A 24,856-nucleotide genomic window follows, 5' to 3' on the forward strand; every position below is an offset into this window, starting at 1 on the left:
AGAAGGTAGTTCTTTAATGCTGGGTAGTTCTCGCGGATCCATTCACAGGCCACGAAAGTCGCTCGGCTGGTCATGTTCTGCCCCGCCGCGTCACCCGTACTGTAGTCAAAGCGCGTGTACACAAAATTGTGCGCGCAGTAGTGTTCGATCTCGTCGAGCTTACCTACAGATGTCGTGCTTTCTGCGACGGTCTTAATCTGTGGAAAGTTCTCTACCAGCCATTGTTCAAAGTCCCGCGCATCCCGGGAATTACGAAATACAAAGCAGGGCGCGCGTTGCATAGCTTGACCGACAACGGTGGTCATAACTCCGCCAGCCTCACGAATAACTTTCATGCCGCGGTTATAGCTCGCCAACATCGTGCCTTCGACGGTTGCCATAGGGACATAAAATTCTCCCTGGGCGTGTTCACCGTTCACGAGAAGTGGCCCGGCCACGCCGATGGGGACCTGAACAACACCAAACATGTTTTCGATGTTGCCAGCCATTTCCTGTGGATCGAAAGAAAACTGTTTTGTGTGATCGAGCTCGGCGCCGGTGGTTTCTTCGATGAACCGCTGTCGCTGGCCAATGATGTCTGCGCTGTAGTCGTCTGCGCCATCTCTGGGGATGGATTTGCTCATAGTCGTAACTCCTTGAGAAAGGCGGCTAAACTACGGTTTCACAGCGCTTGCGTCAAACGTAGCGCCCAGTTTGCGAAAGATTCGCCTGCGCGGGGACGAGGGGTTTTTCTAAATGATAAGTGAGGTTGTCAGAGTGATCTATTCTTGCCGAAGAAGCATTGGTTGGCGCTGTGTGAGTGTGCTCGGATTCATGCTTCTGCCAACAGTGGCGCTGGCTCAGAGTGTTGAGGATGCCTTGTCTCAGGACTCGCCCTTTGACGCGGAGTATCCTGCATCGGTAGTGGAACTCAGCATCGGCAGTGAGGGGTCGCGTATGCCCGCTCACATGTATCTTGCCGCTGGGCCCGGCCCCCATCCCACAGTGGTGTTATTGCATGGCCTGCCGGGAAATGAGCGCAATCTCGATGTCGCGCAGGCTCTGCGCCGTTTCGGTTTTAACACCTTGTATTTTCATTATCGCGGCGCCTGGGGTGCCGAGGGGGAGTACCGATTTAGTCAGCTGCCCGAAGATGTGCTTGCAGTGTTGGAGTTTCTTCGCAACGAGGAGCAATCTCAAGGTTTGCGTGTTGATCGGGATGCACTGTCGATCCTCGGGCATTCCTTGGGGGGTTATGCGGCGCTTGCCAGCGGCGCAAGGGACGACGAGCTGCGTTGTGTGATCGCTCTGTCACCGGCGAATCTTGGACTTTGGCAGTCTGACGTTGAAAAGGGTGGTGGTGGCACAAGTATGCGACTAAAAGCTTACGCGGATGAACTCTTCATGCTGGAGGGTTTCACCGGAGAGCGTTTGGAAGAGGAGCTGGCTTTTGGTGATGCTTCGCTGTGGGATACGCGAGGCTTTGGTGCAGGTTTGCTGGGCAAGTCCGTGTTGATGATAGTGGGAGAGCAAGATGATGTAACGCCGGCTGCAACGATGTTTGAGCCGGTCGTTGCCGCGTACGATGCCGTAGACGGACTCGATCTCTCAGCAAAAGTGATCACTGGTGACCACTCCTTTTCATGGAGTCGTATTGAACTGACTCGAGAGGTTTTAACGTGGTCTGACTCCCATTGCCGCGCTTCTCACTGAACGCAGTTAATACACCGGAAAATCAGGAAGGAAGCAGCATTGCGCAGCGCTGTCTAAAGCGCCGTATCTTGCGTTGAGTTTTGCGTCTCGCAAAGAAGCCAGACCAGGTAGATAGTGGAATAAGCTCGGCGTTACCGATGCCATCGACCAGCATTACCCGATAGCCGGCATCCTCTTTGACCGCGACGATATTGTGCGGAAGTAGGTCACGACTGAGGATGCGGAGGTCTCCTACCGCGGTGACAAATTCCTCTATTCCTGCGTCTAGCTCAGGGCTCGTGCCATGGACGAGGATTTGTTCCAGATTCTTTGGCCAACTCCCGTCGGCATTTCGCATAAGCTGAGTGACAATCCCTACACCCATGTCAGTTTCTTCGGTGCCGTGGTAACGAGGGACATAACGCCACAGGGTCTCGCTCGCTCGGGTCAGCAGTTCACGGTAAGCCTTTATCTCTTTTCGTTGATCGTCGAGAAAACGCGCCGGTAAGTGCCGCTTGAAGTCTTTGCGCAGAATCTTGCGGGCCGCCCCGGTACGATCAGGACGAAGTACCTTTACACAGCGGTTCGCGTGTTCGGGGTGCTGAAAGCAGTAACGCGTGCCGCCCACAAAGAGAGGCCGTGAGTGTTTGAGTTTGAGCATGTTTCAGTAATGATTTTGAGTGCAGAGCACAGTTTACCGTAGCTGTGGTCTTTCTCGGGATTTTTTGACTGACGGCCGCTGACATCGCATAGTAGCGGCGCTTCTTTTTGGAATGCTTCATGAGTTCGTTTCGAGTCCCGTTTCCCGCGCTGCTTCTTGTGCTCGCGATAGTGCTTTTGCCTATCGGACGCCTGATGGAATTCCCCATGGCTGCTTTGGCCCTCGTGGGAATGTTTTGGGTTTTCCGCACAGAAGGACTGCGTCGAGCGAGTCATATCTGGATCTTGCTAGGCCTTGTAGCCGCGTTTGCCGTGCCCATGATTTTGGCGCTTCCAGATTCCATCGCCCTCGAAAAAGCCTCCCTCACGACCGCGGGAACCATCCGCTACGCGATGTCCTGCACAGCGCTGCTTGCCTGGTACCAATGCTATAGCGAGCAGCCCGCCGATCGGGACAAGCTGCTCAACTGGTTTGGGTGCGTAGTGGCTGTGTTACTGATCCTCTGGTGCCTCGACGGGCTGTTACAGTTTGTTACTGGTCGTAATGTGCTTGGCTATGGCGTAGGGGAGGGCTACATCAATGGCGTGTTCGGGGATGATGATAACGTTAAGTTCGGAGTGGCCGTGGCATTCCTTATGCCTATCGGCTTGGTGCATGCCCTCCGGAGCTGGCCGCGGTTAGTGGCGGGGGCGTTCCTGCTGCTAGTGCTTGCCTTGATTGCGCTGTCGGGGAAACGCGCGGCGTGGATCAGTGCTGGTGTGGAGTTGGCGGCTTTGGGGTTTTACTACTTCGCCCGAGGACGACTGAGCCTCTTGAAAGTCGCCAGCGTTCTAACTGTTGCGACGCTCGCTCTGATCTTTGCTTATCAGTCGAGTGACTGGGTCCAAAAACGGAGCGTTGTGATCGTCAGTGCTCTAGATGAGCCGAGTTATGCGTCGGTCAATCTTGCAACGGGTTTACGCTTGCCCATATGGCAAACAGCCTTGGCGGTGGGCAAGGAACACTGGGTTAATGGGGTGGGGCCCCGCGGGTTCCGCTACGCCTATGCCGAGTTCGCGGCGGAGGGAGACCGTTGGGCACGCCCTGCGGGGGAGGCAGGTGGTGCCAAGGCATCTCACGCTCACCAGTTACTGCTCGAGTTGTGGGCGGAAACGGGTGTGATTGGTTTAGTCGGTTATGCACTGTTCGTGTCTCTACTCTGGATGGCCTGGCAGCGAGGGGACATGCAGGCGCGATCAAGAGCGCTACCCTACGCCGTTACCTTGGTAGGGGTGTTGTTCCCTCTGAACACTCATCTCGCTTGGTATTCCTCCTGGCACGCAATGTTGCTCTGGTTGTTTATTGGCCTCTATTTGCTGGCCTTGAGCTATCGGGCGCCAAGGGAGCCAGATCAATGATCATTAGCCACAAGCATCAATTCATTTTTGTAAAGACGCACAAAACAGCTGGCAGCTCCCTGGAAGTGGCCCTTGCCCAGGAATGTGGCGACAGCGATATCGTGTCTCACATGGAAGACAACATCGCCAGCGGAATTCCGCGCAATTATGGGCCGACCTCCTGGCTCGGGCCCACTTACAACCAAAGGAAGCTGCTTCGAAAGCTGGTGGGGAGACATTCGCCACTCCTGGGTGAGTTCTACTACGAGCATATGCCGGCTACCCGCATTAGAGACCTTGTAGGCGCTCCCCTATGGGAGAGTTACTTCACGTTTTGCTTTGAGCGCAATCCCTGGGATAAAGCCGTTTCTTATTATTTGTGGAAGCAGCATGGTCAAGGGCGGGATATGCCTGGCTTTAGTGCATATATAGAGAAAAAGCCGCACCGTTTGCCCAGGGATGCGAATCTATACTTTGACGGTAACGATGTTCTGGTAGATCGCGTGTTTGAGTTTAGAGATCTGAGCAATGCGTTAGCAGAGCTGCGCGAGCGCTTGGGACTAAAGCTGCCGGAGCCTCTCCCTCGGGAGAAGACCGGTGTGGCCGTTGAGCGCAAAGACTATCGGGACTATTACGACGACGATAGCAAGGCACGCATTGCCAGCCTTTTTGAGAGAGAAATCGCGCTTATGGATTACCGTTTTTAGGGCGGGCTTTGAGAGCTAACTACGCTGTCAGGCAGAAGTACTGCCAGTACCGTTAACTTGAACGCTTTACTCGTCCGCGGAGGCGGGTTTACGCACAAAGTGCACATAGCCTGTGCGGGGGCCATGGATACCGAGGCGCTCGCGTTTTCGAAGGTCTGGCTCTAAATCTTCTGGTGAAAACACCTCCGTGATGAATCCCGCTTCCTCCAAACGTTGCTGGTAATCATGGCCGTAGTTTCTGACATGCTCATCCGGGCGTTTATCCCAAGAGGCGCGAACGTTGCCGGGAGTGTTTGCTTCGGACGTGGATTCTGCGAAGAGCGGGACGTTGACTACGGCCCAAGCTCCGGGGCGAAGCACGCGAAAGCATTCAGCTATTGCTTTGCGATCGTCGGGGACGTCCTGAAATACATGATTGCAGTAAATCGCATCCATGGTTTCGTTGGGGTAGAGCATGTCCTGGACATCCAGACGTACCATCACGTCTTTTCGCATGAGATCTGCTGTGATGTAGCCTTCGTCGATGGCGTTAAAAAAGAATTCGCTGAGACGGGGTTCCGGAGCAACATGAAGAAACTGCATGTGCTTCTGAAGCAGCTCGTGCTTGCGCTTTTGCAAAAACAACCAACTTAGCCTGTCCCGTTCTCGGCTTCGGCACAGTGGGCACACGGCGCCCGGACGTGCCCGCTCGCCACTTCCCGCGGGTAAAAAATGCGAAAAACTGTGGTCGCAGACAGGGCAGTGCACCGCATCGCCCCGATACTTGATCGGAGAGATAACCTGATTGCGCCAGTTTCTGAAACGCACCTCTAGAGATTTGAGGAACTGCATTGTCTAGCAATCAGGCACTACGCCCGTTTCCGGTCGCAGCGCATCACTGGGCAGGAACAAGTAATTCACCTGTCTAGCCAAAAACAAAGAATGCCAGCTTGTTGCCATCTAGATCTTTGACATAGGCGCCATAGAAGACATCAGGAATACGTTGGCCGGGTTCGCCGTCGCAGGTCGCTCCCAATTCGATAGCTTTAGCGTAAAGCGAGTCGACATCTTCTTTGCTGGCAGCGGTGATCGCTACCATGTTGCCATTGCCGGGATGGTTGGGTTCCTCGTCGTAGGGCAGACATACGGCGATCATCGGCTCAGCCATGCTCTTACCGATAAAAGCTATGCGATCCATGTCGGCGGTGACTGAGGCGCCCATATCTTTGAGCAATTCTGTGTAGAAAGTTTTGGCGCGATCCATATCGCTGACGCCGACTGTGACATAGCCGATCATAGGTGACTCCTTTAAACAACGGATAACATTATTAGTAATTCAAAACGGGTAAGTTCGAGCATCGTTAGCGCACAAAACCTACGCTCCTGCCGCGCGAAGTTTACAAACGCGGAGAGAGTGTAAAGCATATCGTGTCACAGGCAATCTATTGTAAGTGCACCTGGGAGCTTGAGGACGTATGCCGGCTACGCGTATGCTCGCGTATTCAGTGACTGACTAAGCCTTTATGCCTGAACAGCTGTTCATCGCCATGATTTTCTTGGGCCTATTCTATGGCCTGGTGTTTACGTCCTACGCGCCTGCGTGGCTGTTTGCCGGCGCTATGGGCGTCGCTTATTTCGCAGGACTGGTTGACACCCCCGAGGTGCTGGAAAAAGCCACGAACATAGGTTTGGTGACGCTGGTTCTTCTACTGCTGGTCTCTATTGGCCTTGAGAAACTGAGTTGGCTCTCCCGATTGTCGCGAGGCCTGGTCGTAGCGGGTTATCGCCGGTCCTTGCTCCGAGTATCGGCGGTGACCAGCGTATTTTCTGCTCTTGTAAACAATACGGCAGTCGTCGCGACCTTGGCTAATGCTCTTCGCGAGAACAGCTTTCATTTGCCCAGTCGTCTACTCCTTCCCCTTTCCTATGCGGCGGTATTGGGAGGCACTACCACGCTAATTGGTACCTCCACTAATTTAATCGTTAGTTCCTTCCTTGAAGACGCTACGGGTGAAGGTCTGGCCTTCTTTGATTTCTTGCCCATTGGATTGACGGTGACAGTCGTGGGTATTGTGGTGCTGCTGCTGACGCATCGTTTGCTGCCCGCTAACCCGCGCGATGAGGTGACGGTTGCCGAATATCTTGTCGAGGCCGAGGTGGTGGCCGGGTCCAGTCTGGTGGGGCGCAGTATTGCGGAAAACGGATTACGCGAGCTGGAGTCTCTGTTCCTGGTTGAAATTGTCCGTGGTGAGCACCTGATATCCCCCGTAAGCCCGCTGGAATACATAGCAGAGGGTGACCGACTGATTTTCTCCGGTGATATCGCCAAGGTGAGTTTGCTGGACAGATTTGACGGCCTTGCAACTTTCGCAGCGGGAGAGGGGCTACTCAGCGGCAACCTCGTTCAGGTGATCTTGCTTCCCGGAGCCACGGTAGAGGGAAAAACGGTCAAAGACTCGGGGTTTCGATCATTGTTTGACGCTGCGGTAGTTGGCCTTCGAAGGGGCGGTGAGAGGCTGTCTGGGAAGCTGGGGACCATTACGTTGCAGGCGGGTGACAGCCTTATGCTCGCCACAGGCGGCGATTTTTACAGTCGTCGCAATGTGGACAAGAACTTTCTTGTGGTGGGGTCTCGCTCAGTCCAGAAGCCTCTGAGCACGCTGGTTAATAATACGGTTGGTTTGGCAATGCTCGCTGTGGTGGCGCTGGCCGCCATGGGTATTCTGCCGTTGATCAAAGGATTGATCGGTATACTCGTGCTCATGCTGGGTCTCGGCGTGGTGCGCGCGGGAGAGCTGCGGCGACGTTTTCCCTTCGATATAGCAATGGTGATTGGGTCTGCACTCGTACTGTCACAAGCCCTTGTCAATACGGGTCTTGTATCTATCATTGCTGACGGCCTGCATTTGCAGTTGGCGGGTAAAGGACCCTATGCGGCCCTTGTGGCGATCTATCTGTCGACCTTGCTGATGACGGAAATGATGACCAACAACGCCGCAGCCGCGCTAGTCTTTCCCATTGCCTTTGGGTTGGCGGAGAGCTTTGGTTTGAGTGCGCTGCCCTTTGTGATGGCGGTGGCCTATGGAGCGAGCGCGAGCTTTATGACGCCCTATGGATACACTACAAACCTGATGGTGCAAAACATAGGAAACTATCGTTTCGTTGATTACGTCCGCTATGGACTCCCCTTGTCCATAGTGTATTCGGTGGTAGTCCTGACAATGCTGCCAAGGGTGTTTCCCTTCACGCCTTGATTTTGGTGAAGGGATCGCCGGTTTCGCTTTCCCGAATCTTAGTAGCCGTTAATTCGCAGCACGTGATTTAGCATCTGGGTTTGCTCGCGACGGACATCCGCATCAGCATATCTACCGCCCACGGTGCCATTCGCGCCATAGCTACTTAACTTGTACTGGGGGACGGTGCGACCTGATAGTCCGCCCTCGTAGTTGTAGGGGCGTCCCCAGGGATCGATGAGGTTCTCAGGTTCGACACCGTAATCGTCTTCAAGCAACTTGTTTAAGGGGTCCGGCAGTGTGGCTCTGGCGTCGTAGTAGCGTGTAATCGCTGCATCGATAAGCAGCATGTCGTCGCGCACTTTGACCAGAGGTGCCCAGTCTTGGTCTGACACACCTATTCCAGTGAGCTCGAAAAGCGCCTGTTCGGGCTCGCTGCCGCAGTAAACCAGTACGTCTTCTTTTGTCGGCGCGGTGATGATCATGTCTACACCGACAACGAACTTGCTACGACGCATAGTGAAACCGTTTGAAGATAGACGGGAAAAGCTCCCGCAGAGGATATCGCCTGGATAAGTCTTGCTGTCATGAATGGTGACATCGCGCTGGTTCGGAAGACTGCGAACGAGCCGCTCTTGATACTCAGCCGTATAGGTCGCGCAGCCGCCCAACAGAGCCAAAAAGAAGAGCATAGAAAGTCGTAAAAGCATGTGTATTCCAAGCGGTACTAGCAGGGGCGGGGAGTATGTATCTCTCGGCGATTTCCGGCAAGGGGGATGTCATTGATTGAACGGTGGGTGATTCCGACGTGGCTGAGAGGACAGCCTTAAGGGCAAGCTGGGCCTGTTGCTTATAGTTGCGAGGTCACGGTAAATGACTCCAAGCCCCTATTGGAAGCTTGTGCTTATCCCCCGGAGTGTCGTTCCGGTGGTGCTTGCCGCGACTTTGTCTCAAGGAGTTGCGGCGCAGTCGCCCATTAACATTGATCAGTTATTGGCCAAAGCCTCCACGTGGCAGGTGAGCAGTAGTTTTGACTATCGCGCGACATCTTTCACGTCCCTGCAGCGGGATCGTCGGGCAACGTTTTCGACAGGTATTCGCTACGGCCTTACCCCTCGGTTTGAGCTGAACGGCAGATTCACTGCGTCTGAGCAACGGCAGGAGTTCGCAGGTTTGGAGTTCCGCCAGAAGACCCAAGGCGCCAGTCTCGGCGCCAACTGGTTAATAAAGCCTGAATCCGCGCTACCAGCACTGCTGCTTGAGGCGCGCGCAGTGGTTCATCGCAATGGGTCTGTAAGTCGTAGAAGCTTGCCAGAATGGCGCTTGGGCGTGACCACTTACAAGAGTCTTGATCCGGTGGTGCTGTCTCTGTCAGCAGCGATGACCCTCCAGCGAGACTACCAATTGGCGGAAGGATCTGTGGAGCCTGGCATGGCCTGGAGGGTAGAGCCCGGCGTCAATTTTGCCGTAAACGCTAACGTCACCTTGTTTGGTGGTGTTTCTTTCGAGCGGCGTAACGCTTCATCAGCGAACGGTGAGAGCCTTGCGGATCAGAGCGAACGGGTGGGAATTCGCGGGGGGATTGCTTTGGCAATAGCACGTCGGCATTCAGTGTTCGTGAGTGGTGATATCGCTAGTGATCATCAGGGCGGTATGAATCTGCAATGGTTTTACGAGTTTTAGTGGTGGGGGTAATCCCTAAGAAGTAATGATGAAAGGAATCACATTATGCAAATTGAAAGGAAAAAATCGGCGTTTATTGCCGTTATCGCTCTACTTGTCGCGCAAGGAAGCTCAGCGAAAGAGGCGGCTACGAATGACGATCTAGAAAAAGTGAGCCAGTCGGCTCTAGTGTCAGCGGCATTTAAGAGTCCACCCTCAAGCACTGTGAGGCCCCTTGATGCACAGCTCATGGATAACACGCAGGGCGAGCTTTGGCCCTGGATCTTTGGAGTGGTCGCTGTAGATATCAGCCTCGCAAGCTTCTTCTGGGGTGAGTACGTGCCCATCATGGCCGCGTCTGGCGGTGCTTGCGTCACCTGCGATATCGGTAACAAGACCAGATAGCGTTATCCGATAACAACGGCCGATAATAAAGGTCGATAAAAAAGCCCGATAACTAAGTCCGCTAGCAAAGCGGGTTAGCAAGGACGGCAGGGCGTCATCAGCCCTGCCGTCCACTCACCATAAACAATTAGATCTATCTAACTGGGAAAAGTTAGCCATGACTAGCGCAGCCTTAATCAAAAGATCTCTCGATGCGGAGTTCATTCGTCGTTACAACCAGCTTTTTTTCGCGCATGCCACGGGCCTGCTGCCGCTTTTTGTATTTGTCGCCGTGACGTTTCTCAAGTGCCAGGCCTTGGTTTGGACCGCCGCTTATGCAAGCGGACTCACCTATGTTCTTACTCTGCTTGGACTCCGCTTTCTCTGGCGTAGGGCGATACTGACTAGCATGCTGAAAGAGGGTGTCCTTACGAGCGATTACCGGCCGCCGGCTTTTTGATGACAGCAGTAGGGCGCTTAGGAAAGATTACCTTTATTGCTGCCATAGCGGCCATCAGCGTAATGGTCTCCATGGAAACAAGCTACGCCTTCGATAACTGGGTGGCTATGCGTGATGCGAACATCGTGAAACAGCAAAGGGATTTCAGTTGTGGTGCGGCAGCGCTAGCCACCCTGTTAACGTATTTCTACCAGGACCCTGTTAGCGAACGAGAACTGCTTGAACAACTGATTAACGGGCGCAGCGACGATCGCAGCGACCATCGCAAAGACCATCGCAAAGACCATCGCAAAGGCCATCGCAAAGACCATCGCAAAGACGATCACGACGACAACACTGAACCAGCTAAGCGCTCCGCAGGATTATCGTTCTCTGATCTGAAGATGCTGGCGCACACCCGCCGTTACCCGGTCATGGGCTTTGCGGTCACATACCAGGATCTAAAAAATCTAAGGCTGCCGGTAATTGTCGCACTGACAATTAATGGCCGAGGGCACTTTAGTGTGCTGCGCCGCGTTGACGAGTTTGGTCGAGCGTATCTTGCAGATCCGAGTTGGGGTAACCGGCAACTAGGTCGGGAGGAGTTTCTCCAGAGCTTTCTGCGAGGCAACGACGAGGCTAGCGGTAGGATCCTGATTGTGGGTGCGCGAGGCGATAGGGCGGGGGACGACAGCTTCCGTTATCGTCCCCCGCGCCGGGTACTGATTTCACCGGTGGAATGACAAGCAGCTCATTCATCGGAACGAGCTGTTCCCGGGTGACTGGGCGCTTAGAGCTCTTTGAAGCTCATACCCAGAGACTCGAGATAGCTCGCGCTTTCGTCGCGGCTGGCGCTGCCCGTCACAACGGCGATCGATGCGTTCTCCGGAACCAGATACTCGGCTGCCACTCGTTTCAGATCATCCAGCGTGACTTCCAGGATGCGCTGCCTAAACGCCATGCGCTGATCATGGTTTCGGCCAAAGCGTCGATTGTGGAAGTCTTGCTTGGCCTCTCCGGCTGGAGAACCCGGTTTATCGATCGTGCTGATTACGCCAAGAATGGCTTCTTCCAGTCCTGAGGCATTGTGATCACCTGACGCCATCCACTCGATGCTGTCATCAAAGTCACTGAGCGTGCCCTCGATACGTGGGTCTCGATAGGAGTAGAAACGGAATGCAGCAATGCTCGCATCATGACTGGCGCCACCACCGTAGGCGCCACCTTGTTCACGAATCGCGCGGTGTAGAAAGCCGTTGCGTAAGTAGCCGGACAGTACCGTCAGCGCCGCTGCGTCAGCGTGCCCGCTGGGCACTGTCGCATAGGCCTTGGCACAAAAGCTTACCTGTGAGTTGGCGACCCAGCATTCTCTGCGGGATTCTCTGAGCATGGGGAGGCGTAAGGGCGCGCCGCTATGGGTCGGCAGTGTCTTCCAAGCTTCGGCGGCCTCCTGAGCGAGGCTGGCGGTCCGGCCAGGCTCAGCCACGATGAGCGCTTCCCATGAGGCGTCTCGAAGCTTTCCGTTGAGTTGCTGTAGCCCATTGGCAAAGGTCTCCAGCTTGTTCGCGTCCGCAAGAGAATCGTCCAGCTGCCGCAGTGCCGCGATGCCTTGCATACCCGAGAGCTCATGGTGAAGCATCGCTAAAGGGCTCATCCCTGCGCAGGCTGCAAGCATTGCCAAACTATGGCCTTGCCCTGTGATGGACTGCTCCCGGCGAGCCCGCTGTTGTGCAACCAGTTCCCTTATGCGGGGCAATTCGTCAAAACGCACATCAAGCAAGGTGTCGCGCATGAGCGCTGCTTGATCGTGGCTTTTTCTTGCTAGTGCTTTTGAAGACAATACGAGACTGGCTTGGGCGACTTGCTCGTCTTCTATGCTGCCGCGCATGGAGGTGAAGAGGCTAATGGATCCCACCGATGATGACTGGCGGTGCTGCGTCGCCAGATAGTCAGCTGCTCCTAACCCCAGCTCTGCTGCCATACCCGTGAGGTGTGGCAGTAAGGCGAGTTCTGCCGAGCTCAGGTCCGGAATCGCACAGCTTAGCTGCTGGTAAACAAGACCATTAGTACCTTGTTCGTAAAGAGTGAAGGGCAGGTTCCCCAGTGTTACTTCGTCATAAGATAACTTTGGCAGAGTGCCCGGCACATCCTGCAGAGTGACTTTTGGCAGTATCTCCGGATCGTCTTCCTGCGCTTGGCGCTTTAAAAGCGCCTCCGCCTGATTGACGATGGCGGTTTTCTCCGAATCATCGAGGCTGGCTTTCATATCGGCTAGTCGCTGTTGCTCTTCTTCACGTTTTTTCTGTGAGAGCGTGCCGTCCGGAGTCATGACCAAAGTGAGTCGATGAGGATTTTTGAGCAACAACTTCTGAGCGAGCCTGCGAATGTATTCCGGGTCTTGAATCTGTTCACGTAGCTGCGCAATAACCGGCTCAAGATCCATGGAGGGTATGGGGTCGGCGTAGTGAGTCGCAGGCCCCAGTGCCTGAAGAATGAGATTGAGCCCAAAAGGCATGCCGTCGCCGCTGATCTCCCTTTGGTGGAGTTCCAGCTGGTGAAGTACGGCCTCGAGCTGTTCCTGAGGTATCCCATTCTTCGCGATGTCTTCGATAACACCAAGGACGAGCTTTTCAAGGTCTTCTTCGTGCTCTGGGTTACTACCCTCGATGCCACAACAGAAAACCAGTTCCCGAAGAGAGTCCTCCAGGCCGCAAAGTGGGGAGGGCGCGGTCCCAAGTTCAGTGGTCTCCAAAGCTTGCTGCAGCGGTGAGGCACTGTTCTCCATAAGAACGCTAGACAGGAGCTGAGCCTCCAGTAAATCTTTGAGCTCCGTGCTCTCGCCCAGTAACCAGCCCATGACAATGTGTGTATGTCCCTCACTGCTGCCTTCCTCATCGAAGGCATATTCTTCGACGACGCGCTTGGGTTCCGAGTATCGCTGCTCAGGATTTACCACAATGCGCTTTTCAAGGCGGGGAAACCGCTGCAAGGCTTGATCGTGAAAAACCGCCTGGTGTTCGGCTGCCGGAATATCCCCAAAGGTCATAAAGGTGGCATTACTAGGGTGGTAGTGACTTTGATAAAACTCCTGAAGCTGCTCATAGCTGAGTTCGGGAATGTTTTCGGGCTCGCCGCCAGAGTTGTAGTGATAGGTGCTGGTCGGGAACAGATGATGGCAGAGCGTCTGCCAAAGGCGCGAGGGCACCGAGCTCATGGCGCCCTTCATCTCGTTGTACACCACACCCTTGTAGACGAGGTCGCTATTCGTGTCACTTGGCTCGGTAAACTCTACGCGGTGCCCTTCCTGTGCAAAGTCGAGAGGATCCAGCTTCGAGAAAAAGACGGCGTCCAGATATACGTCGAGCAGATTGCGAAAGTCTTTGCGATTTTGGCTGGCAAAAGGATAGGCGGTCCAGTCAGAGCTGGTGAACGCATTCATAAAGGTATTCAGAGACCGGCGAAGCATCATGAAGAAGGGGTCTCGAACCGGGTAGCGTTCGCTGCCGCAGAGCGCTGTGTGTTCCAGAATATGCGCTACACCTCGGCTGTCTTCGGGGACGGTTCGCAGCGCTACCAGGAACACGTTCTCGGGATTATCCGTCGCAAAGTGGTAGTGGATGGCTCCGGTGTCGCGGTGTTCGAAGTGCTCAACCCGGATATTCAAAGCTGCGATGCGTTCAGAGCGCAGTGGGATAAAGCTGTCGTGGGAGATAGGAAGCTTGGACGGACTGTTCATCAAATTACCAGATTCGCAAAAACGGCTATTCTAACGCGAATTGCTCGGTTTCTTTAGGGTGCTAAGCAGTGAGGACGGTCTAGTGAGGCGCGGACATTGTGAGGGGCGTCTGGACAGGCGTGACTCGAGTCGCTTGTTCAGGGATGTTTACTGGGGAGGTTTGGGCGCAGGCAGGGCGCGAAGTCGTAGCTTATACAGCCAGGGCCACCGCTTGCCCGTTACCCACAGCGCATTGTTGTTGGTATCCCATGCTATGCCGTTGAGGACATCGGTATCTGGCAGTCGCTCTGCGGGATCTAAAAGTCCTCGAAGGTCGATAATACCCAAAACATGGCCGTTCTCTGGGTCAATGCGTACCAGCTGATTCGACTGCCATACATTGGCCCAAATTTCGCCGTTGATCCATTCAAGTTCGTTGAGACGCGGCAGTGGTCTCGATCCTAAGGAGACCGCTAAGGTACGCTGTAATGACATATCCGAAGGATCAAGAAAGTACAACTGATGGCTGCCGTCACTGTAGATGAGCTCTGAGCCGTTGTGGGTGATGCCCCAGCCTTGCGTGCTGATTCGGTGAGTGTCAGTCTGTTTAAAGGACTTGGCGTCGTACTCCAGGAGCAGGCCAGAGCGCCAGGTTAGTTGATAGATACGGTTGTTTAAAACTGTAATACCTTCACCAAACAGCTCATCGGGAAGCGCTAGCTCCTGTACGAGATTCATAGAGGGGAAGTCATAGGCCAGCAGGCGCGACTCAGTGTAAAGCCCTGTGCCGACGTATAAAGTGTTATCGACAATCTGCAGGCCTTGAACAAAGTTCTCTCGCGGCTGTGGAATGCGCTCCAACACTTCGTAGCCAAAGCGCTGCAGATCTGCAGCGACAGCCACGGTCAAGCTTAAGGGTAGAAGGCATACCACCAGTAGTAGGGATGCGCGTACACGCATGTTGGACCCATTCATACTGTACGGTCCTTGGGTCTTGGTTTTCCGCGCACCAGTCCTCGGATGAGGAATCGCGCAGGGCATAGTGCCCGCTGCAATTCCCGGCTAACAGGAATCGGCTCTCCCAGTACTTGCGTGGCGATTAGCTCTGCACTCATGGCCGCGTAGCTTAAACCCCTTGACCCGTGTGCGGTACTGGCAAAAAGTCCCGCTTGGTAGGCGCCATGCTCGGGGATGATCTGGCTGGCATCCCACTGTAGCGTGCTAAATCGTTCTGTGAAGACTGATTCGTCTGGGATAGGTCCGGCGATGGGGAGGTAGTCCGGTGATACACAGCGAAGTTCTGCGCGGCCGCGAAGTTTGGCTGGATCAAGAGTGTCCAGGTGCTCTTGCCAGGCGGGCAGTGCACGGCCGAGTGCTTCAAGGTTATCTCTGTGCTCTTCGATGCGCAGTTCTCTGCTAACGTCCCCCGGTTTGAAAGTGGCGCCGATACAGTGTTCGCCGTTGACCGCCGGAGTAATGTAACCGCGGTGGCAAAAACTCGTTAGCAGGGGCTTATCGCTTGGTGCAGGTATTTGAGTGGTTTGGCCGCGCACGACGCGCAAGGGTAGGTTCTTTGTTTGCTTAATCGAGCGCCCCTCCGGACCGGTGGCGAGTATCAGGATCGGAGCCGTTCCGTAAAGCGTTCCCTCAAGGTCTCGTACCTCCCAAAGATCATCTTTAGTCTGAGTGAAACTCAGGTCGCCGCACTGCTCCCGCAAGGTGATGCCCCTTTGACCTAGAAGTGCCCTGCATACCGCGGGGGGTGACAGCCACCCAGAACCTGGTTGCCAAAGCCCGGGCGCTGCGCCCTCCACGCCGAGTAAGGATTCGACTTGCTCCGCACTGCGGCTCTGCGCGACAGCTTCGAGGCCCACGAGTGCGGAGGCCAATGTTGACCCATCGCCTCGGGGTGTATCTGTCTGCACGCAGCCACTGAGTGCGCCATCAATGCCTTCATTGAGACTGCCGTCTTCGAACATCTTCTGGTAGAGCTCTCGGGCAAAGAGAAAAGCGGCTAGCGAGAATTCTCCAAGTATGGAGCGCTCGTGAGAAAGCCTGGTAAACAGAACACCTTGCGAATTTCCGGAACCGCCACCAGCCACTACGCCCTCATCTAGCACGGTGACAGCCATTCCCCGCCGTGCAAGAGCGGCCGCGGCGTGAGCCCCGGCGAGACCGGCGCCGATAACCAGCGCCGATTGGTGACAGCTAAAAGCGGCGCTGGAATTGAGATCCCAGGGAGTCATGGCTGGCGGCGCTTGGCCAGTGCATACATCTGCCGCGACAACGCCCTGTAAGCATTCGCGTTTGCGCCCAAAACCGGGGCGCTTCGATATACGAAAGCCTGCCGTCTCCAGGTCTCTGCGTACGGTACTGGACGCACTGAAGGTGGCGATAGTCGTCGACGGCTTACTGGCTTCGATCATGTGGCCAAAAAGCTCAGGCATCCACATAGAGTCGTTTTGTCTGGGAGAAAAACCGTCTAAATACCAGGCATCTACAAGGGGTCGTTGTAAACTGGAGAGCTCTGGTAGCGCCTCTTGAACGTCTGCCCAAACCAAATCGAGAGTAACGCGCCCACCGGCGAACACACGGCGGTGCAGGCCGGGCAGTGGAGGGGGGTAGGCATCTATCAACTGTGATGCGTATTCAGAAAGCTGCGGCCATCGCCCTAGCGCTTGCTCAAAATCGTCTCGTCTCAGCGGATGACGATCCACACTCCAAAAATGCAATCGAGTGTCAGGACCGGCGAAGCGCTCGAAGCATTGCCACGTTTGAAGGAAGTTCAGACCCGTACCGAAACCGAGTTCACCAATCGTGAACAAAGGCGTGTTGGGGTGGCTAAGGCGCGATTCCAGGTTACTGCCTTCAATAAAAACGTATTGCGACTCCGCGAGCCCGTTGTCTGGGCTGAAGTAACAGTCATCGTAGTGGATAGAGCGAGGTTCGCCGTCTCCAGTCCACTGCAGATGGGCGGTCTCCATCGCACGGAAAGGGCCTTTAGCGCGGATCACGACGCTGGACTGGCTTCTATAGACGGGTTCTTGAGCCAGGACGGGGTGTCAGCGCCAAGGGACTCGATAACGCTTGCTGGTAAAGCATGCAGAACCCAATCCTGCCTTGGGGGAGCAACGAGGACTAAAAGATAACGGGTTTTTTGATCCATCGCCGGGAGTTCGATCTCCCATTGAAAATCCGACACACTCACGACGTTGCGCCCTTGTCCCAGATTAGTCTGCCCGACGAATTGATGTTTGCCGATGTGCTTTAGGCTGTAGGTACCGCTGCCAACGAGGGTTCCTCGCTGACGGGTCTGTATCGTCCCTATCAAGGGGCTGTTGCTACGACGCTCGCCAATTGTTGCGTCGCTCCTGCGGCTCTCGATGTCCGCCAGAAGCTGTGGCCACTCGTCCACTCTCAATAAAAGTTTGTCGGTCGAGTAGGGGGCAGCAAGGGCTGCCGCCATCTCAGATTCGCTGGCGCTCCGATCTAGCTCCAGGGTTTCTGCGAGTGCTGAGGGTTCTTCGATCGGGCCGCTGTCAGCGCCCTGATGGCGCATTAGCAGTCCGCGAAGCCTATCGACATCGGTCTCCGGTACGACGGCATTCTCAGCTTCCTGGGAGTAACTCCAGGGCGCACCGAGCAGAACAATATTCAGCGTCAGCAGCAATACGCTGCGCAGCGCGACGCCTGCGAAAGAGTGCCTCCGCGTAACGACTCCTGTCCTCACCGACTGTCTTAGTGACGGCCTGGATGACGGTCTTGTTGAATGTGAAGCTTGTGCCATTGATAGTGTCATTGATGGCGTCATTAACCTTAGGTCGGACGTGACACCAGAAAACCCGTAATCAAAAGCACAGCATAACAAACTGCGCCCCAGAGCTCTTCGTTGCTTTTGTGTATTTCGTCGTGGAGTGGCTGGCAAGCAGCAGAGGCAATCGGTAGACTTCGCGGGCTGTTAGCCACATGTTCGGAATACCCATGCCAGAAAGCACTCAACAAAAAAGCCTGCCGACCGACAAGTTCCTTACGGTCGCTGTGAATTTGATTCACAAGGCGCTTATCGAGCCCAGCCGCACTGAGGCCAAGAGCTTGTACCGGGAATTAGAGGAAAAGAAAGTCGTCGCTCTGACAAACCTGCGCATGGAAGACGGCAGCATGGTTCGTTTCGATCTGAGCCTGAACTATGAGCATTATCAGGGCCGTCTCAACTTCGCCAGTTTTCGTACGGGGCTAACCATGCTTCTTTCGAGTATCGCAGAGGCCATTAAGGACCCGGCGTCCTTACGCTCTTTTGCCAATGAATCGAAAGAAGGCTCGGTTATGTTCGGAATCACCGCCCTCACTTCTGAAGAGGGGAAGCCAAGCGTTATGGTCCTGGGTGCTGATTCCGGCCGTGGTGGTCCCAACGTGGAGCTACAGCTGATGTACCTCGATCCTTCTCAGTTCGAGCAGACTGCAAAAGTCGAGTCGGACTCAGCGGCCGGCTAGAGCGAAGCAGATCAGAGGTTTGGGCGCTGTAACTTAATTCGGTGCAATGACCTCGGCGCTACCGCGCAACACATCGCGACCGTCTTCATGGCAAATCACACAATCGATAACTACCCGGCCGCGACGCTTCTTCTCACTGACCGTGAGGCGAATAGTCAGCTTATCGCCGGGCAGCGCGGGCTGTCGAAACTCAAGGCTTTGACGAAGATAAACCGTTCCTTTTCCGGGCAAAGTATGCGCCAAGCTTGCGGAGATCCAACTCGCAAGCAGCATGCCGTGGGCGATGCGGTCTTTAAAGCCTGCAGCACGGGCAAATTCGGCGTCGGTATGCAGGGGATTGTGATCTCCACTAGCATCCGCAAACGCATCGATATCCGCAGCGAGCAACTCCCTTTTTATCTCGCATTGTTGTCCCTCAGTAAGTTCCGCATAGCTAAAACTGGTATCGGTCTTCAATGTTGTGCCTCGCTTTTGCAGCTTCGTCATGGGGTGCATGCGGAGCTAGAACTCTTGGCCGCCGCTATTAGAGTGATTGCGCGGGTAAAAGTGCCACTCTCAATAAGAGTACCTCTTGCTGCGCAGCAATGGCGAGGGCTTTGCCTATGAGCACTGACAGCAAAGCTCCAGTGCTTCGCGACATTCCTGCCCTTAGCTATCCACCTGAGCTGCCCGTGGCGGAACATCGCCAAGAGATTGCTGACGCGCTGCGCGATCATCAAGTGGTGATCGTAGCGGGGGAGACCGGCTCAGGTAAGACCACGCAGCTACCGAAGATTTGCATGGAGCTGGGACGAGGTCGCACGCAGCGCATCGGGCATACCCAGCCTCGCCGATTAGCCGCGCGAACGGTCGCACAGCGCATTGCTGAAGAAGTGGGCCTACCTCTGGGTGACCTGATCGGCTACCAGGTCCGCTTTCAGGAGCACTTAGGCGAACGCACCGCAGTAAAGCTCATGACCGACGGTATTTTGCTTAGCGAAATGCAGCGAGATCGAGACTTGCGGCAATACGACACCCTGATCATCGACGAGGCGCACGAGCGTAGTCTCAATATTGATTTTATCCTGGGCTATTTAAAACGTCTCCTGCCGCGCCGCCCCGATCTCAAGGTGTTGGTCACGAGCGCAACCATCGATGTGCAGCGTTTTTCAGAGCATTTTAACAACGCGCCGGTTATTGAAGTCTCGGGACGCAGTTATCCGGTAACAACGCACTACCTGTCCAGGGATAGTAGTGATTCTGAAGACCTCCTGCGGCAAGTGGCTTCGGTGGTCAAAGCAGTGCAGGCTGGGGTGCATGGAGAGCCCGGGGACATGCTGGTCTTTTTGTCTGGTGAACGGGACATCCGTGATGTGGCGCGCCAACTCCGAGGTGCCGCAGGTTTGGATGTCTTGCCGCTGTATGCGCGCTTAAGCCAGGGGGAGCAGGCTAGAGTCTTTGGGCGAAGCAGTTCTCGTGGTTTGAGAGTGGTTTTATCAACCAACGTCGCCGAGACATCCGTTACCGTGCCCGGTATTCGTTTTGTGATTGATCCCGGTGAAGCGCGCATTAGCCGCTACTCCTACCGAACACGAGTGCAACGCCTTCCCATTGAGCCTGTATCGCGCGCAAGTGCTGATCAACGACGGGGCCGTTGCGGCCGCGTCGGGCCGGGTGTTTGTCTACGTTTGTACACCGAAGAAGACTACCTCAGTCGACCTGAATTTACGGATCCTGAGATCAAGCGCAGTAACCTTGCCGCCGTAGTGCTTCAGATGTTGCAACTGGGCTTAGGCGATATCTCAAAGTTCCCGTTTCTGGAACCTCCGGATACACGGTTGATTCGCGACGGTTACCGGCTTCTCGATGAGCTGGGAGCGGTAAATCAGCGAGAACAGTTGACCCGACTGGGTCGACGGATGGCGGCTTTTCCTATTGATCCGGCGCTTTCCAGAATGGTTCTTTCGGCTCAGGAGTTCTCCGTATTGCCCGAGATGCTGGTGATTGCCAGCGCTCTTTCGATTCAGGATCCTCGAGAACGCCCAGCAGATCGTCAGGCGCAGGCCGACCAATCCCACGCACGCTTTACTGATCCTCGCTCTGATTTTATGGGTCTGCTGAATTTGTGGCGCTACTACGAAGAGCAGCGACAGGAGTTGAGTGAAAACAAACTTCGCAAACTCTGCAAACGTGAGTACCTATCCTGGCTGCGCATGCGCGAGTGGCGAGATGTGCACCGCCAGATCAGCATTGCCTGTCGTAGCCAGGGTCTGAAACCGGCACTTGAAGTGGCGGCTGAGACAGACTACTCAGGCGTGCATCGCTCTCTGCTTACGGGCTTGCTTGGAAACATTGCCCAACAGGACGAACGCAGGGAGTATTTGGCGGCCCGCAACCGACGCTTGCAGTTGTTTCCAGGGTCGGCGGTTTATCGTAAACCGCCAAAGTGGTTGGTAGCGGGCGAAATCGTCGAGACTCAGAGAGTCTATGCGCGCACCGCCGCCTCTATTGAAGCGCAGTGGCTGATGCAGGTAAACCCAGCCTTATTGAAGCATCAGTACTATGAACCCCGTTGGCAGCGAGAGCAGGGCAGGGTGGTTGCTTGGCGAAGAACAAGCCTTTTTGGCCTTACAGTCAGCGATCGCGTTGCTGTGCACTATGCCAAGATTGATCCGACTTTATGTCGTGAGCTTCTGATTCGTGAAGCGCTCATCGCAGGACGATGGTCTAAGCCCCCAGCGTTTCTAAAGCACAATTTACGTCTCCAACGAGAAGTGGAAGATCTTGAATCTCGAGCCCGCCGCCGTGATCTGCTGGTGGACGAGGAGACACTGTTTCAGTTTTACGATGAACTCTTGCCTGGTACTGCGACAAACACCACGTCCTTATCAGCCTGGCTTAAGGAGGATGATAAGCGGACGCAGTTACTGAAGCTCCGCCGAGAACAGTTACTTACCCGTGATCCAGGCGCTTTAACAGATGCTTTTCCCGATCGTCTCGAGTGGGAAGGGCAGAACTATAAGCTGAGCTATCAGTTTTCCCCCGGAAAAGAGGCCGATGGCGTTTCAATCACCGTGCCCTTGGGGCTGCTTAACAGGCTTCCCCGATTCCGACTGCAGTGGCTGGTGCCTGGAGTGCTCCGGGAAAAGTGCGTGGCCTTAGTGAAAGCACTACCAAAATCTGTGCGGAAGCAGTTGGTTCCCGTGCCCGATTGGGTCGACAGGGCTTTGGCGAATATGGAGCCTGGCGATCAGCCGTTAAACGAGGCTTTGGCGAGTGCCTTAGGTGCTGCAGGTGGCCCCCGAATTGACGCTAGCGACTGGGCGACCGCCGAGATTGATGACTACTATCTTATTAATCTCCGCGTGGTAGATGAGAAAAATAGGCTCCTTGCCCAAGGTAGGGACGTCGATGCACTGATCGCCGAATTTCAGGAGGCGACGCGCCAACAGCTGACCACTCAGGACGGAGACTCCCCTGCACGCGTGGGTCTGACCTCCTGGGACTTTCAGGTCTTGGATCGAGAGTATGCGTTCAGACAGGCAGGTGTGGATATTCGGGCTTACCCCGCTTTGGACGATGGGGGAGATACGGCAAGCATTGCTTTGTTCGATTATCCGGGAGAGGCGTTGCTGGCTCAGCGTCGGGGTCTTGCTCGACTACTAATGCTCTCTGCAAAGCCTCTGTTTCGGGATCTGCGTAAACGTTTTCTTAAAGACAACGCTACCGCGCTTCTTTTTGCAGCGCTGGATGTATCTCGAGACGAGCTCCTTGACAATCTTCTGCCCACCCTGGCCTTAAATGCTTCTGGCCTGCTCAATGCTGACTGCCGGGAAAAATCCCGTTTTGATAATGCTGCTCATCAGTTATCGCGCGCAACTATCACTGTAGCTAATGAGCTTGAGGCTCAGCTCAAAAATACGCTGGTGGCCATGGTAGATGCGCTACAGATTCTTCAGCGTCACCAAGGTCAGTACAGCGAGGCTAAACAGGATCTTGCGGCGCAGCGGAAGTATCTCCTGAGTCGTACTGGCTTGTTTGCTATGGCCACCGATGAGCTTCGGCATTATCCGCGTTACGCCAAGGCTATGGTGGTGAGAGCTGAACGCCTCGCGGCAAACTATCGGAAGGATCAAGAACATCAAGCCACACTTGCGGCATTAGAGGCTCCGATGCACGAGCTGCTTAAGGAGACTCCGGGAGCAGCCCAGTTATCCTCCTCTTTGTACACTTTTCAAACGATGTTGCAGGAACTCCGGGTGTCGTTGTTTGCCCAACACCTTGGTACATCGCGACCGGTCTCTGTGAAGCGCTTGAATGCACAGTGGGCTCTAGTGGACGCTTGGCAAAAACGAACCTCCTGTCGCTCGCCGGAAGAATAGTAAATATTCCCATTTAATAATCCTCCGCAAAAGAAACTAATTCCTACAGCCTCAGTCTTATTGTAGGAGTGTGATGAGAAGAGCGACTCTCAAGCACAGAAGTGAACCGGACAACCGTCTCTAAAATGACAACGATTTAATACTGAGGATTATCAACATGGCAAATTCAAAAACTCCTTTAGCAACAGCTCTTGGCGCGGCTTTTCTGGCTTCTGCGATTGCGCCTATCGCATCTGCTGACGTCAACCCCTTTGGTGCCCAGCAGCTCAGCAGCGGCTATGACCTTGCTTCTTATGCTCAACAGCCAGAAGGCAAGTGCGGAGAAGGTAAGTGTGGCGCCGAGAAGTCTGAAGGCGAAGGCAAGTGTGGAGAAGGTAAGTGCGGCGGCGAGAAGTCCGAAAGTGAAGGCTCTTGCGGTGGCGACAAAGCAGAAGGTGAAGGTTCTTGTGGTGGCGACAAGGCCGAAGGCGAAGGCAAGTGTGGCGAAGGAAAGTGCGGCGGCGCGTAATGCCTGAAGCTCTACCTCAGGACCCGCCAGGCGCGGGTCTTGGACTGCGACGGGCCCTCATGGGCCCGTTGTTGTCTATGGAGGAAAAAGCCGTCGATTTTCTCGAGTTAGCCCCGGAAAACTGGATAGGTGTCGGTGGCCGCTATGCCGCCGGGTTGGACACTCTCGGGGAACGCTTCCCCTTTGTTATGCACGGTTTGTCACTCGATATTGGTGGCCCGGATCCTTTGGACATGGATTTACTCGCGGGGGTAGCGAGTCTCGTAAAACGCTTCGACGTGCCCATCTACAGCGAGCACTTAACCTATTGCGCCGCGGACGGCCATTTGTACGACCTGTTGCCCATTCCCTTTACCGATGAGGCGGTTCATTACGTGAGTGAACGTATCAGGGTGGTACAGGATTACCTGGATATGCCCTTGGTGCTTGAAAACGCTTCTTACTACGCTCAGGCACACAAGGATATGGACGAAGCTGCGTTCATCAACGCCGTTGTCGAGGAAAGTGGCTGTCAGTTACTTCTGGATGTAAACAACGTTTACGTCAACAGCGTGAATCATGGCTACGAGCCGTTGGCGTTCATTGATGCGCTGCCACTAGATGCAGTGCGCTACATCCACATAGCTGGTCATTTCGACGAAGCGGATGACCTGAAGGTCGATACCCACGGTGCAGATGTTATTGATCCCGTATGGGAGGTTTTGGATGAGGCCTATGCTCGGGTCGGGGCGCTGCCCACACTGCTGGAGCGAGATTTTAACTTTCCCGAACTCGACACGCTTTTGGGTGAGATCACACAGATTCGTAATGCGCAGCACCGCCGTCTTCTGCCAGCACTGGATTTGAAGGCATGAGTACGGCGTTGAATCAGGCGCAGCGTGAGATGGCCGCCTACCTGCGCGATCCGGACGGCCTTTCTCCTCCGGCAGGCATTGAGCAGCGGCGACTCCAAATCTATCGAGATTTGGTTTATCGCAATATCGAGGGTTTTATCAGCTCTGCGTTTCCGATCCTGCGCGGCCTGTACACCGATGAGGCCTGGGAGGCACGGGTGCGAGCGTTTATTCAGATGCATCGCTGTAAAACCCCCTTGTTTCTACAGATCAGCGAGGAGTTCCTGGCGTTCATGCAAACCCTCCCAAGTGCCGAGCTACGTCCTTTTGAAGCTGAGCTTGCGCACTACGAATGGTTGGAGCTCGCGGTTGATGTAGCGGTAGGCGATGTGCCGAGCGCTTGGCCGCCCGAAATGGAGGTGGAGCTCACCGCCATTGAGGCGAGCTTCTCGACGACGGCAAGGCTGGGGAGCTATGTTTTTGCGGTTCATCGCATTGGTAGCTCCTATCAACCCGACGAGGCTGGTGATCCCAGTTTTCTGCTGGTATACCGCGATCGTGGGAATCGCGTGCAGTTTATGGAATTAAGCCCCGGCGCTGCGCGTCTTATTCAAGAGGTGCGTGACGGTGCTGATTGTTCGATAGCTGCGCTTTTGAACCGTCTTGCCTTGGAGTGGGGTATGGCCAGCGAACAGCTCCTTGAGTTTGGATGGACGCAGCTGAAAGAGTTTAACGAGGCTGGCATAATCGCCTTGAAGAGTTCCGCCGTATAATCCGCGAAAGTGGTTTTGCATCGGCCGAAGGCGCCACAGTATTACTGAAAAAGTTACTGACAT

21 protein-coding genes and 2 pseudogenes are annotated in these 24,856 nt (G+C 54.8%); 13 read left to right on the top strand and 10 right to left on the bottom strand.

Annotation, left to right across the window (positions count from 1 at the left end; all coding sequences use genetic code 11):
- A pseudogene (locus tag AB8B76_RS11190) lies at positions 1 to 623 on the bottom strand (hydroxymethylglutaryl-CoA reductase); the annotation flags it as partial.
- Positions 624 to 735: 112 nt separating this feature from the next.
- Here AB8B76_RS11190 and AB8B76_RS11195 point away from each other — a divergent pair.
- On the top strand, positions 736 to 1,692 hold the full coding sequence (locus AB8B76_RS11195; RefSeq protein WP_405272513.1) for an alpha/beta hydrolase family protein: 957 nt from the start codon (positions 736 to 738) through the stop codon (positions 1,690 to 1,692).
- Between the two features lie 22 nt (positions 1,693 to 1,714).
- Here the strand turns inward: AB8B76_RS11195 and AB8B76_RS11200 are convergent, their stop codons facing one another.
- On the bottom strand, positions 1,715 to 2,332 hold the full coding sequence (locus tag AB8B76_RS11200; protein ID WP_405272514.1) for a YrbL family protein: 618 nt from the start codon (positions 2,330 to 2,332) through the stop codon (positions 1,715 to 1,717).
- A gap of 119 nt (positions 2,333 to 2,451) precedes the next feature.
- On the opposite strand from AB8B76_RS11200, the gene AB8B76_RS11205 reads away from it, so the two are divergent.
- Both AB8B76_RS11205 and AB8B76_RS11210 read left to right on the top strand, forming a co-directional pair.
- Positions 2,452 to 3,729, top strand: a complete 1,278-nt coding sequence (locus tag AB8B76_RS11205) for an O-antigen ligase family protein (protein WP_405272516.1) — start codon at positions 2,452 to 2,454, stop codon at positions 3,727 to 3,729.
- Complete coding sequence (locus AB8B76_RS11210) at positions 3,726 to 4,415, top strand: hypothetical protein (protein WP_405272518.1); 690 nt, start codon at positions 3,726 to 3,728, stop codon at positions 4,413 to 4,415. The genes AB8B76_RS11205 and AB8B76_RS11210 overlap by 4 nt, the downstream gene beginning before the upstream one ends.
- A gap of 66 nt (positions 4,416 to 4,481) precedes the next feature.
- Here the strand turns inward: AB8B76_RS11210 and AB8B76_RS11215 are convergent, their stop codons facing one another.
- Positions 4,482 to 5,246, bottom strand: coding sequence for a class I SAM-dependent methyltransferase (locus tag AB8B76_RS11215; protein ID WP_405272520.1), 765 nt, complete (start codon positions 5,244 to 5,246; stop codon positions 4,482 to 4,484).
- Positions 5,247 to 5,319: 73 nt separating this feature from the next.
- Entirely contained in the window at positions 5,320 to 5,691 is a 372-nt protein-coding gene (locus AB8B76_RS11220; protein WP_405272521.1) for a VOC family protein, read from the bottom strand.
- A 226-nt stretch (positions 5,692 to 5,917) separates the two neighbouring features.
- On the opposite strand from AB8B76_RS11220, the gene AB8B76_RS11225 reads away from it, so the two are divergent.
- Positions 5,918 to 7,648 (top strand): SLC13 family permease, encoded by a 1,731-nt coding sequence (locus tag AB8B76_RS11225; RefSeq protein WP_405272523.1) that lies wholly within the window; start codon positions 5,918 to 5,920, stop codon positions 7,646 to 7,648.
- 38 nt (positions 7,649 to 7,686) lie between these two features.
- Here AB8B76_RS11225 and AB8B76_RS11230 read toward each other — a convergent pair whose 3' ends face one another.
- Positions 7,687 to 8,337 carry a type II secretion system protein GspG gene (locus AB8B76_RS11230; RefSeq protein ID WP_405272525.1) on the bottom strand — a complete coding sequence of 217 codons (651 nt, stop codon included), beginning with the start codon at positions 8,335 to 8,337 and terminating at the stop codon, positions 7,687 to 7,689.
- A 163-nt stretch (positions 8,338 to 8,500) separates the two neighbouring features.
- On the opposite strand from AB8B76_RS11230, the gene AB8B76_RS11235 reads away from it, so the two are divergent.
- The 4 genes from AB8B76_RS11235 (at position 8,501) to AB8B76_RS11250 (ending at position 10,855) form a co-directional block, all read left to right on the top strand.
- The gene (locus AB8B76_RS11235) at positions 8,501 to 9,310 is read left to right on the top strand and encodes a hypothetical protein (protein WP_405272527.1); all 810 of its coding nucleotides are present in this window, start codon (positions 8,501 to 8,503) and stop codon (positions 9,308 to 9,310) included.
- A gap of 45 nt (positions 9,311 to 9,355) precedes the next feature.
- Positions 9,356 to 9,694, top strand: coding sequence for a hypothetical protein (locus tag AB8B76_RS11240; protein ID WP_405272528.1), 339 nt, complete (start codon positions 9,356 to 9,358; stop codon positions 9,692 to 9,694).
- A gap of 157 nt (positions 9,695 to 9,851) precedes the next feature.
- Complete coding sequence (locus AB8B76_RS11245) at positions 9,852 to 10,133, top strand: hypothetical protein (RefSeq protein ID WP_405272529.1); 282 nt, start codon at positions 9,852 to 9,854, stop codon at positions 10,131 to 10,133.
- Positions 10,133 to 10,855 (top strand): C39 family peptidase, encoded by a 723-nt coding sequence (locus tag AB8B76_RS11250; RefSeq protein WP_405272530.1) that lies wholly within the window; start codon positions 10,133 to 10,135, stop codon positions 10,853 to 10,855. Before AB8B76_RS11245 ends, AB8B76_RS11250 begins: the two co-directional genes overlap by 1 nt.
- Before the next feature lie 47 nt (positions 10,856 to 10,902).
- On the opposite strand, the gene AB8B76_RS11255 is transcribed toward AB8B76_RS11250, so the two are convergent.
- The 4 genes from AB8B76_RS11255 to AB8B76_RS11270 all read right to left on the bottom strand — a co-directional run bounded on the left by AB8B76_RS11255 (position 10,903) and on the right by AB8B76_RS11270 (position 17,557).
- Complete coding sequence (locus AB8B76_RS11255; protein WP_405272531.1) at positions 10,903 to 13,848, bottom strand: insulinase family protein; 2,946 nt, start codon at positions 13,846 to 13,848, stop codon at positions 10,903 to 10,905.
- Positions 13,849 to 13,995: 147 nt separating this feature from the next.
- On the bottom strand, positions 13,996 to 14,802 hold the full coding sequence (locus tag AB8B76_RS11260) for a glutaminyl-peptide cyclotransferase (RefSeq protein WP_405272532.1): 807 nt from the start codon (positions 14,800 to 14,802) through the stop codon (positions 13,996 to 13,998).
- Positions 14,799 to 16,841, bottom strand: coding sequence for a bifunctional tRNA (5-methylaminomethyl-2-thiouridine)(34)-methyltransferase MnmD/FAD-dependent 5-carboxymethylaminomethyl-2-thiouridine(34) oxidoreductase MnmC (gene mnmC, locus AB8B76_RS11265; protein ID WP_405272533.1), 2,043 nt, complete (start codon positions 16,839 to 16,841; stop codon positions 14,799 to 14,801). Before mnmC ends, AB8B76_RS11260 begins: the two co-directional genes overlap by 4 nt.
- The gene (locus AB8B76_RS11270; protein WP_405272534.1) at positions 16,838 to 17,557 is read right to left on the bottom strand and encodes a hypothetical protein; all 720 of its coding nucleotides are present in this window, start codon (positions 17,555 to 17,557) and stop codon (positions 16,838 to 16,840) included. The genes mnmC and AB8B76_RS11270 overlap by 4 nt, the downstream gene beginning before the upstream one ends.
- A 251-nt stretch (positions 17,558 to 17,808) precedes the next feature.
- Between AB8B76_RS11270 and AB8B76_RS11275 the strand changes: the two genes are divergently transcribed.
- Entirely contained in the window at positions 17,809 to 18,318 is a 510-nt protein-coding gene (locus AB8B76_RS11275) for a hypothetical protein (protein ID WP_405272535.1), read from the top strand.
- Positions 18,319 to 18,351: 33 nt separating this feature from the next.
- Here the strand turns inward: AB8B76_RS11275 and AB8B76_RS11280 are convergent, their stop codons facing one another.
- Positions 18,352 to 18,804 carry a MaoC family dehydratase gene (locus tag AB8B76_RS11280; protein ID WP_405272536.1) on the bottom strand — a complete coding sequence of 151 codons (453 nt, stop codon included), beginning with the start codon at positions 18,802 to 18,804 and terminating at the stop codon, positions 18,352 to 18,354.
- Between the two features lie 86 nt (positions 18,805 to 18,890).
- Here AB8B76_RS11280 and hrpA point away from each other — a divergent pair.
- The 4 genes and pseudogenes from hrpA to AB8B76_RS11300 form a co-directional block, all read left to right on the top strand.
- Positions 18,891 to 22,679 (top strand): annotated as a pseudogene (hrpA, locus tag AB8B76_RS11285) (ATP-dependent RNA helicase HrpA); the annotation flags it as partial.
- A 157-nt stretch (positions 22,680 to 22,836) separates the two neighbouring features.
- Complete coding sequence (locus tag AB8B76_RS11290) at positions 22,837 to 23,187, top strand: hypothetical protein (RefSeq protein ID WP_405272538.1); 351 nt, start codon at positions 22,837 to 22,839, stop codon at positions 23,185 to 23,187.
- Complete coding sequence (locus AB8B76_RS11295) at positions 23,187 to 24,041, top strand: DUF692 domain-containing protein (RefSeq protein ID WP_405272539.1); 855 nt, start codon at positions 23,187 to 23,189, stop codon at positions 24,039 to 24,041. Before AB8B76_RS11290 ends, AB8B76_RS11295 begins: the two co-directional genes overlap by 1 nt.
- Positions 24,038 to 24,793, top strand: a complete 756-nt coding sequence (locus tag AB8B76_RS11300; RefSeq protein WP_405272541.1) for a DUF2063 domain-containing protein — start codon at positions 24,038 to 24,040, stop codon at positions 24,791 to 24,793. The genes AB8B76_RS11295 and AB8B76_RS11300 overlap by 4 nt, the downstream gene beginning before the upstream one ends.
- The last annotated feature ends 63 nt before the right edge of the window (positions 24,794 to 24,856 follow it).

This window comes from Congregibacter sp. (assembly GCF_045107095.1).
Taxonomy (GTDB): Bacteria; Pseudomonadota; Gammaproteobacteria; order Pseudomonadales; family Halieaceae; genus Congregibacter.